The sequence below is a fragment of the Streptomyces sp. 8N114 genome (genome assembly GCF_052245835.1).
In the GTDB taxonomy this organism is placed as follows: domain Bacteria; phylum Actinomycetota; class Actinomycetes; order Streptomycetales; family Streptomycetaceae; genus Streptomyces.
Map to the genome: position 1 here is coordinate 442831 of NZ_JBQQBT010000003.1, position 14909 is coordinate 457739.

The 14909-nt window shown below is 69.1% G+C and carries 15 protein-coding genes and 3 pseudogenes; 9 read left to right on the top strand and 9 right to left on the bottom strand.

Annotation, left to right across the window (positions count from 1 at the left end; translation table 11 throughout):
• Positions 1-22: 22 nt before the first annotated feature.
• Entirely contained in the window at positions 23-1411 is a 1389-nt protein-coding gene (locus ACTWQF_RS10260; RefSeq protein WP_443278854.1) for an amino acid permease, read from the bottom strand.
• Positions 1412-1671: 260 nt separating this feature from the next.
• Here ACTWQF_RS10260 and ACTWQF_RS10265 point away from each other — a divergent pair, with 260 nt between their 5' ends.
• Positions 1672-2349 (top strand): GntR family transcriptional regulator, encoded by a 678-nt coding sequence (locus tag ACTWQF_RS10265; protein WP_443278855.1) that lies wholly within the window; start codon positions 1672-1674, stop codon positions 2347-2349.
• A gap of 155 nt (positions 2350-2504) precedes the next feature.
• Positions 2505-3136: pseudogene (locus ACTWQF_RS10270) on the top strand (ABC transporter permease); the annotation flags it as partial.
• A 263-nt stretch (positions 3137-3399) separates the two neighbouring features.
• Here the strand turns inward: ACTWQF_RS10270 and ACTWQF_RS10275 are convergent.
• From ACTWQF_RS10275 to ACTWQF_RS10295, 5 genes and pseudogenes are all read right to left on the bottom strand, one after another.
• Positions 3400-4374 carry a hypothetical protein gene (locus tag ACTWQF_RS10275; RefSeq protein WP_443278856.1) on the bottom strand — a complete coding sequence of 325 codons (975 nt, stop codon included), beginning with the start codon at positions 4372-4374 and terminating at the stop codon, positions 3400-3402.
• A 59-nt stretch (positions 4375-4433) separates the two neighbouring features.
• A complete protein-coding gene (locus tag ACTWQF_RS10280) occupies positions 4434-4685 on the bottom strand; it encodes a hypothetical protein (protein WP_443278857.1) in 252 nt (83 codons plus the stop codon).
• 58 nt (positions 4686-4743) lie between these two features.
• Positions 4744-5268 (bottom strand): hypothetical protein, encoded by a 525-nt coding sequence (locus tag ACTWQF_RS10285; RefSeq protein WP_443278858.1) that lies wholly within the window; start codon positions 5266-5268, stop codon positions 4744-4746.
• Positions 5269-5417: 149 nt separating this feature from the next.
• A complete protein-coding gene (locus ACTWQF_RS10290; RefSeq protein WP_443278859.1) occupies positions 5418-5723 on the bottom strand; it encodes a hypothetical protein in 306 nt (101 codons plus the stop codon).
• A gap of 85 nt (positions 5724-5808) precedes the next feature.
• A pseudogene (locus tag ACTWQF_RS10295) lies at positions 5809-6661 on the bottom strand (IS5 family transposase).
• Between the two features lie 325 nt (positions 6662-6986).
• Between ACTWQF_RS10295 and ACTWQF_RS10300 the strand changes: the two are divergent.
• From ACTWQF_RS10300 to ACTWQF_RS10325, 6 genes are all read left to right on the top strand, one after another.
• On the top strand, positions 6987-7784 hold the full coding sequence (locus tag ACTWQF_RS10300) for an ABC transporter ATP-binding protein (RefSeq protein WP_443278860.1): 798 nt from the start codon (positions 6987-6989) through the stop codon (positions 7782-7784).
• Positions 7781-8551, top strand: a complete 771-nt coding sequence (locus ACTWQF_RS10305) for an ABC transporter permease (protein WP_443278861.1) — start codon at positions 7781-7783, stop codon at positions 8549-8551. Before ACTWQF_RS10300 ends, ACTWQF_RS10305 begins: the two co-directional genes overlap by 4 nt.
• Positions 8552-8572: 21 nt before the next feature.
• Positions 8573-9187, top strand: coding sequence for a TetR/AcrR family transcriptional regulator (locus ACTWQF_RS10310; RefSeq protein ID WP_443278862.1), 615 nt, complete (start codon positions 8573-8575; stop codon positions 9185-9187).
• A gap of 68 nt (positions 9188-9255) precedes the next feature.
• Positions 9256-10287: an IS481 family transposase gene (locus tag ACTWQF_RS10315; RefSeq protein WP_443278863.1), complete on the top strand. Its 1032-nt coding sequence runs from the start codon at positions 9256-9258 to the stop codon at positions 10285-10287.
• Positions 10254-10733 carry a GNAT family N-acetyltransferase gene (locus tag ACTWQF_RS10320; RefSeq protein ID WP_443278864.1) on the top strand — a complete coding sequence of 160 codons (480 nt, stop codon included), beginning with the start codon at positions 10254-10256 and terminating at the stop codon, positions 10731-10733. The genes ACTWQF_RS10315 and ACTWQF_RS10320 overlap by 34 nt, the downstream gene beginning before the upstream one ends.
• A 386-nt stretch (positions 10734-11119) precedes the next feature.
• A complete protein-coding gene (locus ACTWQF_RS10325; protein ID WP_443278865.1) occupies positions 11120-12415 on the top strand; it encodes a cytochrome P450 in 1296 nt (431 codons plus the stop codon).
• 62 nt (positions 12416-12477) lie between these two features.
• On the opposite strand, the gene ACTWQF_RS10330 is transcribed toward ACTWQF_RS10325, so the two are convergent.
• From ACTWQF_RS10330 to ACTWQF_RS10340, 3 genes and pseudogenes are all read right to left on the bottom strand, one after another.
• Positions 12478-13110 carry a hypothetical protein gene (locus ACTWQF_RS10330; protein ID WP_443278866.1) on the bottom strand — a complete coding sequence of 211 codons (633 nt, stop codon included), beginning with the start codon at positions 13108-13110 and terminating at the stop codon, positions 12478-12480.
• Positions 13111-13538: 428 nt separating this feature from the next.
• Positions 13539-13808 carry a hypothetical protein gene (locus tag ACTWQF_RS10335; RefSeq protein ID WP_443278867.1) on the bottom strand — a complete coding sequence of 90 codons (270 nt, stop codon included), beginning with the start codon at positions 13806-13808 and terminating at the stop codon, positions 13539-13541.
• A gap of 388 nt (positions 13809-14196) precedes the next feature.
• Positions 14197-14367: pseudogene (locus ACTWQF_RS10340) on the bottom strand (ATP-dependent DNA ligase); the annotation flags it as partial.
• Between the two features lie 139 nt (positions 14368-14506).
• Here ACTWQF_RS10340 and ACTWQF_RS10345 point away from each other — a divergent pair.
• Positions 14507-14890: a hypothetical protein gene (locus ACTWQF_RS10345; protein WP_443278868.1), complete on the top strand. Its 384-nt coding sequence runs from the start codon at positions 14507-14509 to the stop codon at positions 14888-14890.
• Positions 14891-14909: the final 19 nt, after the last annotated feature.

Below are 14909 nucleotides of genomic sequence, written 5' to 3' on the forward strand. Positions count from 1 at the left end.
GACGGCGTCGGTACTTGATTCGTCATCGACGTGCGGCGGCCTTCTGCGCGTACCGCACGACCACGTACGTGGCGAGGATGACGGCCAGGCTGAGGATGCTGAGGTAGAGCTGCGAGCGGGCATCCGGTACCAGCAGCATGGAGCTCACCACGACCAGGATGCCCGCCAGGGTGATCCAGCTCAGGTACGGGTAGCCCCACATGCGGAGCTTGAGCCGCTCGGGGGCCTCGCGCTCCAGCCGGCGCCGCATGCGCAGCTGTGATCCGGCGATGATCGCGTAGACGAACAGCCCCACGGCCCCGGCGGAGTTGATGATGAAATCGAAGACGGCGTCCGGGGCGACGTAGCTCATGACGACGGCGACATAACCGGCGGATGTGCAGGCCAGAATGGCCTTCCAGGGCGTTCCCTTACGGCTGCGGTCGGCGACCCATCTCGGCGCCCAGTTGTGGCGCTGGAGTGCGAACAGCATCCGCGAGGCGGTGTACAGGCCGGAGTTCAGCACGGACAGCACTGAGGTGAGGACGACCACGTTGATGATGGTGGTGGCCGCGGGGATGCCCATCTTGCCGAAGGCGGCCGCATACGGGCTGGTCTGGGTCGGGATCTGGTCCCACGGGGTGATCATCACCAGCAGGGTCACTGAGCCGACGTAGAAGATGATCACACGCCAGACCGTCGAGGAGGTCGCCTTGACCACCGACTTCACCGGGTCAGCGGACTCCGCCGCGGCGATGGTCACGATCTCTGTACCGACGTAGGCGAAGATCACCATCACGATGCCGTGCAGGATCGCCGACAGGCCGTTGGGGGCGAAGCCGCCGTGGGTGACGTTGCCGACCGACAAGTGCGACCCTGGCCAGACTCCCAGGGCGAAGAGGGTGCCGGCGAGGAGGAAGACGACGATCGTGACGATCTTGACCGAAGCCAGCCAGAACTCGGTTTCGCCGAACGAGCGGGTGGACACGAGGTTCGAGGCGGTGAGAAGGGTCATCAGGATCAGGGAGAAGACCCACTGGGGTACGTCTGGGATCCACAGCATGAGCAGCTTGGCGCCGGCCACCGCCTCGAACGCCACGACGCCCACCCAGAAGTACCAGTACAGCCAGCCGATGGTGTAGCCGGCCCAGCCGCCGAGCGATGCGCGGGCGTATTCCATGAACGACCCGAGGGTGGGGCTGGCGGTGGCCATCTCCCCCAGCATCCGCATCACGAGGATGACCAGGAGGCCGCCGAGGGCGTAGGAGAGGATGCTCGCCGGACCCGCGGTGTGGATAACCGCTCCGCTGCCGACGAAGAGGCTCGCGCCGACGATGCCGCCGAGGGCGATCATTCGGACGTGCCGTTGTCTGAGCGGCCCTGGCGCGTCGGGCTGGTGGTGCTCTGTGGTGACTTCGGAGGTTGTCTGCACTGTTCTGAGCCTTTCTGCGGCGTCGTTGCCGGGGTCGCGCATGCGACAACGCTGGCCGTGTGCGCGTCAGGCGGTCTGCGGGTCGGAAGTGGACGTGGAGCGCCTGGCATTGCGGTGGCTGGGCGGGGGCAGGACTTGCGACGTCGGGCGACGGCGCGTGGACGCTGCCCAGGGGAATGTCGAGCTGCGTGGCCGTCGATGGGAACTGTAGAACAGTTCTACTGTTGAGCGCTAGAGGTCCGACTCGGTACGATACCGCCATGACGGCACTCGACGGGCTGGTGACCCGCAGGACGACGACCGCACAGCAGATCGCGGATGGCCTTTCACAGCGGATTCTCGCGGGGGCCTTCCGCCCTGGTGAGCGCCTGCGCGAGAGTGCGATCGCCGCCGAACTCGGCATCGCGCGCAACACGGTCCGCGAGGCGGTCCGTCTGCTCGAGCACGGCGGCCTGGTGCGGTTCGAGGTGAACCGCGGGGCCGTGATCATCTCTCCGACGCCTGAGACGGTCGCGGAGCTCTACACCGCCCGTCAGCGCCTGGAGACGGCCGCGCTGGCGGCGCCCCTCTCCGGTGAGCAACTCGCGATCGTGGAAGAGTCCTACTCCCGCCTCGAGACGGTGGTCACATCACACGAGCGCGCTGACATCGTGGCCGCGGACCTGGCCTTTCACGCGGCGATCGTGACAGCCCTCGGCAGTAGCCGCATCGACGCGTTCCATGCGGGACTGACCCGGGAACTGCGCTTCTACCTCATGGCCCTGTCCGCGCACGAGCGGGAGTACGAGAACCCACGCAAGGTGGTCGCCGAGCACGAGCCGCTCATGGAAGCGATTCGGACAGGCGACGCCCGGCGCGCACAGCGCGAGGTGAGTCACCACATCGAGACGAACGCCGAAAGAGTGCAGCGCATCCTGGCCGCCCACGAGGACGGTTGACGCCCGCACCCCGTGCAGACGGCGACAGTGGAGGACGTCGAGCGAGGCCGTTCACACGGGCGGGCGCATGTGAACCCGACCGCTGGCCGCACGGGCGGACCCCGGCGCACGACAAAGACCGAACCGTCCCATGAGGAAACGGTTCCACATCGTGGATCCTGGCCCGCGTCGCCCACGGCGCGGTCACCACCCTCGGCATCACCCTGGCCGACAGCGCCGCCGCCCTCGTCACCGGCATCCTGCTGGGCCTGCTCCCCGCCTGTGCGGGCCCGTGGCCGGACACCATCAACGCCGTACCACGCGTCCTGGCCGGACTTCTCGTCACCGGCCTCGCGGGCAGCGGCCCATGGACCCCTGCCATCGCCGTGGCCGTCAGTGCCTGGACCCCCTGGGCACCCACACCTCCGCCCTCCTCCAACAGGCACGCGCCACCACCCACCTCACCGCCACCTGCGCCCCTCGGCGCCACGGAGCGGTACCTGCTCACCCGGGAGTTGCTCCCGGCCGTCCTGCCGCCTGTCGTCCGCCACGCCCTGCTCCGACTGCCCGGCATCGCGCTGAACCCGGCCGCGCTCAGCTTTTTCGGCCTCGGTGCCCAGCCCCCTCCCCCGAATGGGGCCTGCTGCTCGCCGAGAACCAGCCGTATGCCGAACGCGCCCCCTGGGCTGTCCTCGCCCCGGCCGCCGTCCTGGCCCTGCTCGGAGTGCTCGCGGTCACGGTGGCCGGTGGAGTACACATCCCCCGGCCGAGGCGGCGGGCGTCGTCCCACCTTGGAGCGCCCACGGACCGTCCCTGCGGACGGCGCGGACGGTGCCGCAGCCACCGCCTACGCCCGTACTCACACCACCCAGAAACCGACGGACACCCCCATGACCTCTCTAAGAGGACGTTAAGTCTGATCTTCCTCGATCTCGTACCAGATGGTGCGGGCCTATGTCGCTCGCCGTCGCCCTCGGGAGGGGCGGACACCCCGGTCGGGCTGGTGCTGGGGACGGCGGCTTTCCCGCGCGAGGGCGGCTGAGGGGCGCGGCTGAGGGATGGGGTCGGCGGTTACTGCACCCGGGCCTGATGGGGGTGGTGCGGGTCGGTGGGGCACGCGTACAGCTGAAGGGTGGCGGCGTCGGCTACCTGAAGCATTGCGGGGGTGGGGGATGACCCGTGGTCTTCGAGGGGGGCCCAGGAGGCGGACTCGTCGGTCCACTCGGTGGAGGCGAGAGCGAGGAGCGGGGTCATCCGCGCCTCGCAGGCGGGGCAGGGGACGGGTTCGGGGTCGGTCAGGCCCCAGGCGGGCCGGCCGCCGGCCTTCGAACCGGGGGCGTAGGAGAGGTCGTTGAGATAGGCGAGCTCGTCGCCGTCCCAGGTGTCGGGGTCCTCGAGGCGGGCGGCGAGGCCAGGCTCCAGTTCCATGGGGTCGGGGTATTCGGTGACCTGCTCGGGGGCGAGGAGGCAGGGTTCGGGGAGGCAGCCCTCGTACTGGACGGCGGGGGGCTGCGGGGCGAGCTCCTGCAGCGGCTTGGCGATCGCATCGGCGGTGCGCCAGTGCAGGCGGGTGGCGGGTTCGGCCTGGCCGGGGTGGTCGAAGGGGCACCACAGGAGCTGCAGCAGGTCGGCGCCGTGCGGAGGGTGCAGGCCGGGGACCTCGGCAGCGTACAGCTGCGCCACCGGGAGCATCGCCACCGGCTCGCCCGGCTCGGGCCATGCGCGGCCCGCCCGCGCACGTTCGCGCTGGTCCTGCTCCTGCGGGTTGAGCGCGCGCCCGGCCGCGGCCGCGCGCAGACGGCGCAGCATGCGGACGTCGTCGGGCGTCGGGGTGTGGCGGCCGTCCGGCTCGTGCGGGCCCTCGCAGTGGGGCCAGGGCTCGTCGGCGGGCCACAGCAGCGGCCCGCCGATCGAGCTGTCGCGCGGGGTGGGCGACCCGGGCCGCGGGTGCAGCCGGGTCGCCGTGCGCGCCAGGGGAGCCAGGTCGGGGACGACTGCTGCGGCGTCGTACCGAGGCGGGGTGGTGCGGCGCAGGGTGGTTCCCATTTCCGGCTCCCTTATGACGCGTTGCTCGCCTTGCTCCGGATCAGTTTCCGAGGTTGACGCTACCCGGGCCGGTGTTTCCCCACGATGCGGAACGAGAACAGCGACCGCGAGCTGCCGTCGTCGCGCTGGAGCGTGGCGCTCATCATGACCGGCAACGGGATGGTGCTCGTCTCGTCCCGACAAAGCGGCGTCACGCTGTAGTAGACGGCGTCGTTGCGGCCCAGATCGTTGGCCACCGCGTCCTGGACGACGGACTCGTAGGTGCGCATGCTGCCGGCGCCGGTGTTCATGCCGACCTGGAAGCAGGGCACGAGGTTCGTCTGCTGCTGGTGGCGGCGGACTGGCCCTTGCCGCCGAGGATGTTGGCGATCAGGTGGCAGCGGGCCAGGCGGGCTCCGGGGGGGCGTCCCGGAAGATCTGGGCGTCGCGCCAGCCGGTGATGTCGCCGCGGGCCGCGTTGCCGCCGCCGGTCTGCGTCAGGCAGGCGGTGGCTGCAGAAGCGCGCCGGCCGGGGCCGTCCTGCGGGATGGTGGTCTTGTTGCGATGGTCGACGCCGACGCTGGTGTTGCGGATCCAGCCGTCGCCCGCGGACTCGGTGCCGGAGGGCATGTTCTCCAGGCAGGCGGCCTTGGGATCGGTGAGGTACTCGAGCTCGGTCGGGCCGCCGCTGGTGCAGACGTTGCCGTTCCACAGCACGGCGTTGGAGGCGACGGGGGCCACCGCGGCGAAGTACCAGCCCTCGGACTCGTCGTCGCTGTTGTACTCGCCGTCCCAGCTTCGCTGTAAGGCCAGGCCGCCAGCGCTCTCGTAGTCGTCGGCGAAGCCGGGACTGGTGAGGGCGGCGACCCAGGCGTAGCCGACGGCAGGCTGCTTCAGACCGAATCCGGTGCGCATGCGGACCGGGTAGTCGTTGGACTTGTAGTGGTGGGTGACGTAGGAGCTGCCGCAGTTGCCGTAGACGGTTCCCTCGGTGTTGACGTCGTCGTCTGCGGCCGGGGCCTTGGTGACCCGGTCCTTGGCGGAGGCGGGGAACTGAGCGGGCGTTAAGTCTGTTTCTTGTACCGACCTCGTCCGGGTTGAGTGAGGAAGCCTTGGCGGGTGAGGCGTCCGAGGCGGCTGCGGGTGATGTTCACGGCTGCCTCGTCGGTGGGCATACCGAGGAGTTCATGCAGCTCACGAGCCCGGAAGGCCCGGTCGGGGTGGGTGTTGAAGGCGTTCACGATGGCCTGGTAGGCGGCGCTCGGCTCGGCCGGTTCAGGTTCGTCTGCTGGTACGAGGTCGGCGATGACCTTGGCGATGGTGGCCAGGTCCGCCAGTCGTGCTTCGGTCTCGGCCAGGGCCCCAGTCAAGTGCAGGATCTGCTCGCGTAGTTCCCGGCCCGGGTCGAGGTCCGGTCCTGCTGGGCCTTCAGGTCGGTCAGGAGCTCGATGACGTTCACGCGGCCAGCCCGAGGGTGTCGCGCCAGGCGGGGGCGGGGGTGGTCAGACGCCGGGTCATGTTCGCGATGGAGGCCCAGTAGACCCGCGAGGTAGAGGTGGCGGGGAGGTGGTCGTACTCACGGGCCAGCCGACGGTGCAGCATCAACGTGCCGTTGACCTGCTCAACGATCCACCGCTTCGGCTGCGGAACGAAGCCTTGCCCTGGTTGGCCCGGTTGCGGCGGACGACCTCGACGTCGATGCCGGCCAGGGCGCCGTGGATGAGGACCTCGTCCTTGAAGCCCTGGTCCACAAGGGCCTTCTCCAGGCGCATCCCGCACTTGTCGGCGGCCTGGCCGAGCAGGGCGGTGCCGGCGGCGTTGGCGTGGCTCGACGCGGCCAGCACCACGACACCGATGACCAGGCCCGAAACGTCCACGGCCAGTCCCCGCTTGCGCCCGGAGGTCTTCGTATTGGCGTCCAGTCCGGTCGTGGTCTTGGGGACACCGGCGGCCGCACGAACGGACTGGGTATCGGTGATCACCACCGACGGGCCCTCTAAGCGGCGGGCTTTCTCCCGCACCTGGCAGCGCAGGAGTTCTTGAATCTGCTGCTCGAGGCCCTCCTCGCACCAGAGTTGGAAGAAGTACAGCACTGCGGACCAGGCCGGGAAGTCGTGCGGCAGGAACCGCCACTGGCAGCCCGTACGGTTCTGGTAGAAGATCGCGTTCACGACCTCCCTCAGGTCACAGGACCCGGGGTCTCCGGTTGCCGACCGCTTCACCCGGCCTGCTTCCAGGCCGTGATCATCGGCGCTATCAAGGCCCACCGCTCGTCCGATAAGTCGCTGGGGTACGGCTCTCGCTCCATACCCCGCATCCCAGCATGGACATGCCCAGCAGATGGCTAGAGCGGCGCTCAGTACCACGATCGAGCGATCAGCAACCAAGGAAGATCAGACTTGACGTCCACTCAGCGCGGCCGTACAGCACAGTCACCCTCGCAGAAATGAGGCCGTGCCTCCGAAAAGGGCCTGCCGAACTCCGCCTAGGTGTATTGCCCACGAACGTTGTTGACAGGGGCCGGGAACCCGTCGATGAGTGAGGTGTCTGGACGGCGTGAAGTTGATCATTTGGCCCTGCTGCCCATTCGCGTTAGTATCTAACAAAAGTTAGTCACTAACGTAGGCGGTCTCATGCATGATCCCACCGTCGCGGGCGCTGGAACGCAGCGGCCGGTGACTTCTGGGCGGCAGACCGGCGATGTCCTTGTGGAGGCGCAGGGTGTGCGTCGGTCGCTCGGTGGCGAAGTTGTCTTGCGCGGCGTCGACCTGGCGGTCCGGTCCGGCAGCATCCACGCGCTGGTCGGGATGAACGGCGCCGGCAAGACGACACTGATGCGGATCATGCTCGGAATGCTGTCGGCCGACGGCGGGAGAGCGTCGCTGTTCGGCATCCCGGTCGGTGCGCTGCCCGCCGCCCGCTGGCGCGAGGTCGGGCAGATGATCGAGACCCCGGCCATCTACCCCGAGCTCACCGCTCGCGAGAACATCACCGCCGCCGCCCTCCTGCACGGCATGGACCGCGCGGCCCTCCCGGACAGCGTGCAGACCGTTGCCGAGAACCTCGGGATGGAGCGATGGCTGGACCAGCGCGGCAAACGGCTGTCGCTGGGCACCCGGCAAAAGGTGGCGCTCGCCTGTGCGCTCGTACATCGGCCGACCGTGCTCGTCCTCGACGAACCGAGCAACTCCCTCGACCCCTCGGCGGTCGTCCGCCTCCGGGAGAGCATCACCGGCGTCGCCGAGCGCGGCGGCGCGGTACTGGTCTCCAGCCACCACCTGGACGAGCTGGCCCGGCTCGCGGAGACCGTGACCGTGCTGCACCGGGGCCGGATCGTCGGCGGCCTCGATCCGCGCGGCTTCGACCTGGAGCGTGCGTTCTTCGACCTGATCTACCAGGCTGACCAGGACCATCCCGGGGAAGCGGCATGACCGGCGACTTCGGCAGGCTCCTCGCCGCCGAGACCAGGAAAATGCGCCGGGCGCCGGTGGCCGTCATCTGCACCGCCATCATCGTGGCCGCGCCCGCGCTGCTCGCCGCGGGGGCCATCCTGGCCCTGCGGGCCAACTCCTCGTCGAGCTTTGCGGCGAAGGCCCGGCTGCTGGTGCACGGATCCGGCTGGACCGCCTATCTCGGTACCGGCGCGCAGGTGATGGCGGTGGCTGTGCTGCTGTGCCTTGGTTTCGGGTTCGCCTGGTGCTTCGGCCGGGAGTTCACCGAGGGCACCGTCGCAGGGCTGTTCGGCCTGCCCGCGGGCCGCGGTGCCATCGCGCTGGCGAAGTGCACCGTCCTACTGATCTGGAGCCTGCTCGCCTCGGTGGCGTCGACCCTGGTGCTGGTCGGGATGGGTCTGGTCCTCGGTGACCTCGGATCCCAGCCGCCGCGGTGGTGGTTGCCGCTCGGCGTGTGCCTGCTGAGCGCGTGCAACACCTTCCCGCTGGCCTGGTTGGCCACCGTCACCCGGGGCTACCTCGGCGCCGTCGGCGGCCTGATCGGCCTGGTCGTCGCCACCCAGCTCGTCACCTCGTTCGGCGGTGGCGGCTGGTTCCCGTGGGCCGTGCCGGGATTGTGGTCCGGACTCGGCGGCGCCGACATCCACGTCGCCGGCATCCAGCTCGTCCTGCCGGTCGCCGTCGCGGTGATCTCCATCGTCGCGACGACAATGCGGTGGCGCCGCCTCGAACTCGGAAACGCCTGACCAAAGAAGGAGCCACCAGCGATGACCGCATCTGAGCCCGAGCCGACGGGTCTGCGGGCCCGCAAGAAGGCCCAGACCCGTCGCACCATCCAGGAACAGGCCCTGCAGCTGTTCCTGGCCAAGGGGTATGAGAACACCACGGTGGAGGAGATCGCCGCGGCTTCCGGGGTGTCCCACATGACCTTCTTCCGGCACTTCCCCACCAAAGAGGCCGTCGTCGAGACCGACGACTACGACCCGATGATCCGCCAGCTGATTGCGCAGCGTCCTCCAGAAGAGGACACGCTCACGGCCCTGCACCAGGCCCTGGCCCACGGACTGAAGACCGTCTACGCCACCGACAAAGAGGCACTGCTGATCCGCACCAGGCTCGTCCTGCGGACCCCTGCCCTACGCGCGCGGGTCTGGGAGAACCAGCACGCCACCGAGGAAATGCTCACCCACGCCCTTGCCAGCCGCCGACCAGAGCAAAGCGAACTGGCGACCCGCGTCCTGGCCGCCGCCGCCTTGGCCGCACTGACCACCGCCCTCACCGCCTGGGTGGACAGCGACGGCGCCGAAGACCTGCCCACCCTGGTGGATGCGGCATTCACCACCCTGCAGGGGCACAGCCCACCGTCGAAAGCCACCCGATGAGGGTGTCAATGGCCTCGTGATCGTCCCCGCTGGTACTCGTTCGCACCTACACCACAACAAAGGACCTCGTGTCTCATCCCCATGCCCGGCTGACCGTCCATGGCAGGCGGCTCCTTGTTGACCGGGTACGGGCCGGCCGACCCGTCGCCCACGTCGCCGAAGAGATGGGCATCTCCCGCACCACCGCCCACAAATGGGTTCGCCGCTGGCGCGCCGAAGGCGACACCGGGCTCTACGATCGCCCCAGCCAGCCCCGGACGACACCGCATCGCACCCCCGCCGACGTCGAAGCCCGGATCTGCGAGCTGCGGCGCGAGCGGAAACTCGGCCCCGCCAGAATCGGCCCGATCCTGGGCATGCCTGCATCCACCGTTCACCGCCTCCTGACCCGGCACCACGTCAACCGCATGCGCTGGATGGACCGGCCCACCGGCCAAATCATCCGCCGCTACGAACGCTCACGCCCCGGCGAGCTGGTCCACGTCGACATCAAGAAGCTCGGCAACGTACCCGACGGCGGCGGACATCGGATCATGCCCCGGCAGCAGGCTGGCGCCAACCGGCAAGCCACGACAGATGCGCGCAAGGGCGGCAGCCCGATAATCGGCTACAGCTTCGTCCACACCGCCATCGACGATCACTCCCGCCTCGCCTACAGCGAAGTTCTGGCCAGCGAACGCAAAGAGACCGCCGCCGCGTTCTGGCAACGCGCGAACGCCTTCTTCACGGCGCACGGCATCACCGTCGAGCGCGTACTCACCGACAACGGCTCCTGCTTCCGGGCCAAGCTCTTCGCTCAGACGCTGCACGCCACCGGTATCACCCACAAACGCACCCGACCGTATCGCCCGCAGACGAACGGCAAGGTGGAGCGCCTCAATCGAACCCTGCTGGACGAATGGGCCTACGTCCGTCCGTACTCCAGCAACGCCGAACGCACCGCCGCTCTGGCCGACTTCCTCCACACCTACAACCACCACCGGTGCCACACCGCACTCGGAGGCCGACCACCCATCAGCCGCGTGAACAACCCTGCGGGGCAATACAAGGGTCTGATCTCGATCCGTTGTGTGCGCTCTTCGAGGACCCGCTCGCGCTGAAGAACCTCGGGGGTGAAGCCGCCTGGGGCCGGGAGACGGCCCGCGGGCGGCTTGAGAAGTGGGCGCGGGAGTATGAGGAGCTGGGATCCGCTGTATATACGGTGGTGCAGCGCATCGACGGCGCGGTTGTCGGTCTGTGTGGGCTGTCTGCCAACGAGGACGGCGACCTTGAGGTCGTGTCCATGTTCATCCGTCGCTACTGGCGCCGGGGCTACTGCCGGGAGGCGTCCGCCGCGGTGCTGCCCCGGGCCCAGGCCCATGGTGGTCTGCTGTCCCTCACCGCCCGTATGGAAGCCGATCATCCGTCGCTCTCGTACATCGAGCAGGCGGTGCTCTTCGCGCACGGTTTCGTCTTCGAGGGGGAAGCTCCGTATCCCTACAGCGGCAAACTCATGCGCAATTACCGCTGGTCGTCGCAGCCTGTCGTTCAGGCCCGGGCACAGTGAGGGGGGTCCCCCACATGAGCGGCGCGCTGCGCGCACTACCGGACTGGGGCAACGCTCCCAAGCGCCGTGTGCTCCGCGCGTCTCCTCTCGTGCAGAAGGGGAGGAGATCTCATGAAGTCCCGGTGATGAGGCACAGGGAAGAGAAACCAGTGAGGAGCACGACCGTGATCAAGAAGCTGATGGGCAAGCTGCACATTTCACGCCAGTATGGGGCTTACTTCTTCTACTGGGCGTAGTCCAGCTCAACGCCGCTGATCATCGGGCCGCTGTGGTGGCAGGTGGCGTGGAGCTGTCTTGAGGTGGGCGGACGTTGCCTGGATAGCGGCGTCCCCGTCACTCGTCCGATGCGCTTTGCCAGGGGTGGAGTGAGGCCAGGAATGCGGCGTATGCAGCAGCCCCCGCGGCTGCCCGGGGTCAGCGGACGCGCGTCGGCCTGGCGGCGTGACCGGCTGGCTGCCGCGGAGCGGGGCGCCCGTGAGTGCGGCGACGTCTGGCAGTTGGATCCGGATGTCTACGTGGCTGCCACCGCTGGGCCCTGCGAGGCGGTACTGCGGCGGACCACCTACGAGTACGCCACGCTTCCGGGAACCTTCCGGCCCATGAAGCGGATCGACGGATCCGAGCCTGGCCCCACCGAGCGGGCCCACGGTCACGCCGCGCGGATGCGCGGGCTGCGGCCGAAGGCGGTGGCGGCCCGCATCGGGGAGATCGCCCCGGACACGGCGCGGTTCGCCGAACACTGGCCGCCCGACAAGGAAGTCGCCGTACTGCCCCGGGCTCAGCGCGTGCTGGCCGACATCGGATGCCGCTACCTCTTCTCCCAAGACGCGCACGCCCTCCAGGAGGCGGGCGCCCGCCTCGCCGAGGCCCGCGAGGGCATCATCAACAGCTGGCCCCTGCCTGGCTGGGTTCCCACCCCCGCGCGTCGCTTCCTGGCCGGCCAACAGGCCGTCTTCGCCCAGATGCTGCAAAGTGTCATCGACCGGCGACGAAGCACGGGCCGACTCGGCGATGACCTGTTGGGGCAGATGCTGCGCCCCTCCTCCCAGTATGGGCTGCTCCCCGACGCGGCGATCACCGACAGCCTCACCGGGCTGATCGTCGCCACCGCCGAGACACCGACCCGGGCCACAGGCTGGCTCCTTCTCACCTTGGCGCGGCATCCGCAGGTGGCGGACCGGGTGGCCGAGGAGGCGGCCCGTACGCTGCCCGAAGACCCGCACACGATCACCGGCGCCCATCTGGACGCCCTCCGCTACACCCAGGCATACGTCCGCGAGGTGTTGCGATGGCGCCCGCCCAACTGGCTGCTGGCGCGCCGGGCCACGCACCCGACCGAACTCGGCGGCTACCGGGTCGAACCCGGCACCACGGTGCTTGTCTGCCCCTATACCGCTCACCGCGACCCCCGTGAGCACCCGGCGCCCGACCAATTCCGCCCCGAACGCTGGCTGGACGCGTCGGGCTCCCTCACCACCCCCGGGGTGTTCCTCCCTTTCAGCACCGGACCGCGCGCCTGCGAGGGCACGGCCATGGCACTGGCCGAACTCACCCTCCTCACCGCCGAGACCGCCCGCCGCTACCACCTGAGCGAGCCCGCCGGCCCTGCCCCCAGCCACCAGGTCACCACCTTCGGCGCCCTCACCCCTGCCGGCCTGCGCCTGCGCGCCACCCGCCGCTAGTTCGTTCCTCCAGACCGCTCATGCCGACCTCGCTTCCAGGAGGAGTGGTCATTTCGGGATTTTCACGCTCGTGCTGTCGATTGCCGGGAGGTTGGGTGTGCCTGCGTCGGGAGGGAGATGCCCTGGAGCTGGGCGGACCTACCCGGCCGCAGAGTCCACGGCACGGGGGCCGTGTCCGTCAGCCACTCGTTGGCCAGCAGCCGCTGCACAACGAACCCCCGCAATGCAGGGCTCACGTTCCAGCCGAGCCCTGTGCACAGCTGGTTGTAGGAGGGGCCGTGGCCGTGCTCGGCACGGAAGGCGACGGTGTAGCGGGCGGCCAGCAGGCCCCGGTCCGGGTGCTCTGCTTTCCAGGATCCGTACTGGGCTTTCGTCTTCTTGTCGGGGTGGGACACGCGCGGCGGCTCCATGAAGGCGCGAGCGACTCGCTCCTCAGGCAAAGCGCACACAGCGCACTGCTCGACTACTTCGACGTGCCGCCGCAGCGCCGGGCTGGCCTCCTTCTTCCACTGCGCCCACGCCTGAGAGTCAAAGGGTGACTCCGGGTGCGGTGCCGGCTGGGTGCGCTCTCCCGTACGGCCGACGACAGGGTCAGGGCGCCGCAATCCTGACAGGTGGCGTACCGCAGGGGAGAGCCGGTAGCGGTCCTCCTCCGCCTCGTTCAGGAAGCCTTTGTTCACCAGATCGGGAAGCACCGGCCCGGCATGCTTCGGGCAGATTGCTGGGCAGAGTTCCGTGCAGCTTGGAGGAGCTGTGGGCGGCCAGGAACAGGGCGGCCAGTCGCGCGGCCGGACTGGTCTTCTTCACCGGCTTCGCTGCGAGTGTCTGCCTGGCCCATCCGGAAACACGCAAGCGCATCAACTTCCCGAACGGCATTCGGCGATCGGATTCACCGGCCAGGTCCGGCACGGTGACGGGCACGACCAGCTCCGGGTCACCGTCCAAGAGCTCGTCGGCCACCTGCCACCCCAGTTCCTTCGTGAATGCGTGGCGTGTCCGGGCCACGGTGGAGGAGTTCGAACTCCCGCCAGACGGCGTCCCGTTCGACACGCGGGTGCTGACGGAGGGTCGTGGCGACTGACTTCGCGAGGTGGGACTGGAGCCGGGAACGCCGTTCCTCATCTCACCGGTGTTCCGGGACGACGTCGCCCTGAATCGCTTCTTTCAGTCGCCCAGGATGCGGATGCAGGCGGTGAACACCCAGTTCGGCTACGCCCGGGACTTGGCGGCGTTCCTGACGTTCCTGTGGCTGGCCCGACGTCAGAAGGGGTGGCGAGACGCGGTCGAGGAAGGCCGCCTCGCCTACCTGGCCTGGCGGCGCCACCAGAGGCAGCATGATCATCGTGACGCACTGGGAGCCGAAGTACGGCCCGTCGTCGAGAGCGGATTTCACCACCGCCCATGCTGCGGCGGTCAGCGCGAGGGCGCTGAGCCACCGGGCCCGGCTCCACCAGGGTCACGTCGAGCGTCCTGCGGCTTCCCCACCCCGCCGATAATGTCCATCCCTCCCACGGGTGCCGGCAACACCAGCAGTCCGGCCACGGCACGAGTCGCTTCCCGGGACAAGGACCGTGCTGCGGCCGACGACTGCAAGCGGCTGCCCCGGTCGAACCGGCCCAGCAGCAGGGTGCGTGGAGAACCCGGCGTGCCGGACACCGCACCGACCACCGCCTCCGTGGTCACGCGAACCTTGTCTTGCGCCAGCCACGGCGTCCAGGCAGGTAGGGCTCCTCCAACCGCTTCATGCACAGCCCTTCGAGGCCGGCCACGGTCCAGTCCAGCTACTCTCGCGCCTGCTCCGGGTCGGTGGTGGAGGGGCACAACGTCAACGGGGCCGTCACGCCGTCCTCAACGAAGAGCTCCTCCAGCGCCGCGCGGCGCTCCTCGTACGGCCGTCCGGTCAGATCGGCATCACCAAGTTGGAGCAGGTCGAACGCGATCAGTTCCCTGTTAGATCTGCGTGTTGAAGCGGATCGGCAGAGGTGGGTCGTGTGGTCGGGCGGCGGGTTTTCTGGGTGCCGAAACTCCGAGCGGCGCCGTCATCAAGGGCAGTGAGCAGCCCTACCTGCCCGGCAAACGGCCTGGATCAAGGTGCGTGCCCAGCCCACGGCAGAGGCGGTGATCGGCGGTGTCACTGGCTCCCTGAAGGAGCCGCTCACCCTCCTGCTGGGCCGCTACGACGAAGCCGGAAGGCTGTGGATGGTCGCCCGCACCACTGAGCTGACGACCGCGGTCCGGCGCGGTGTGGGTCGGCGGCTGACACCCGCAGGATCCGAACACCCTTGGCACGGGCGGAATTTCAGCGCTGGCTGGGGAGCCTCCGGAGAGCTGGAGTTCCGCACCGTGAAGCCGCACCTCGTTGCCGAGTTCGTCGCCGACACTGCCGTCGACGCCAGCCGTTACCGCCACCCGGTCCGCTTCGTACGGCTGCGCGATGACCTCACCCCGCACGAGATGCCGCTCTTCACCACCTGACCGCCCACGCGAACGAGGA

Coding starts and splice junctions, on each gene's coding strand:
- ACTWQF_RS10310 (WP_443278862.1), top strand. CDS start 8,573: ATGACCGCATCTGAGCCCGAGCCGACGGGTCTGCGGGCCCGCAAGAAG.
- ACTWQF_RS10325 (WP_443278865.1), top strand. CDS start 11,120: ATGCAGCAGCCCCCGCGGCTGCCCGGGGTCAGCGGACGCGCGTCGGCC.
- ACTWQF_RS10275 (WP_443278856.1), bottom strand. CDS start 4,374: ATGGGAACCACCCTGCGCCGCACCACCCCGCCTCGGTACGACGCCGCA.
- ACTWQF_RS10285 (WP_443278858.1), bottom strand. CDS start 5,268: ATGCGCACCGGATTCGGTCTGAAGCAGCCTGCCGTCGGCTACGCCTGG.
- ACTWQF_RS10265 (WP_443278855.1), top strand. CDS start 1,672: ATGACGGCACTCGACGGGCTGGTGACCCGCAGGACGACGACCGCACAG.
- ACTWQF_RS10300 (WP_443278860.1), top strand. CDS start 6,987: ATGCATGATCCCACCGTCGCGGGCGCTGGAACGCAGCGGCCGGTGACT.
- ACTWQF_RS10305 (WP_443278861.1), top strand. CDS start 7,781: ATGACCGGCGACTTCGGCAGGCTCCTCGCCGCCGAGACCAGGAAAATG.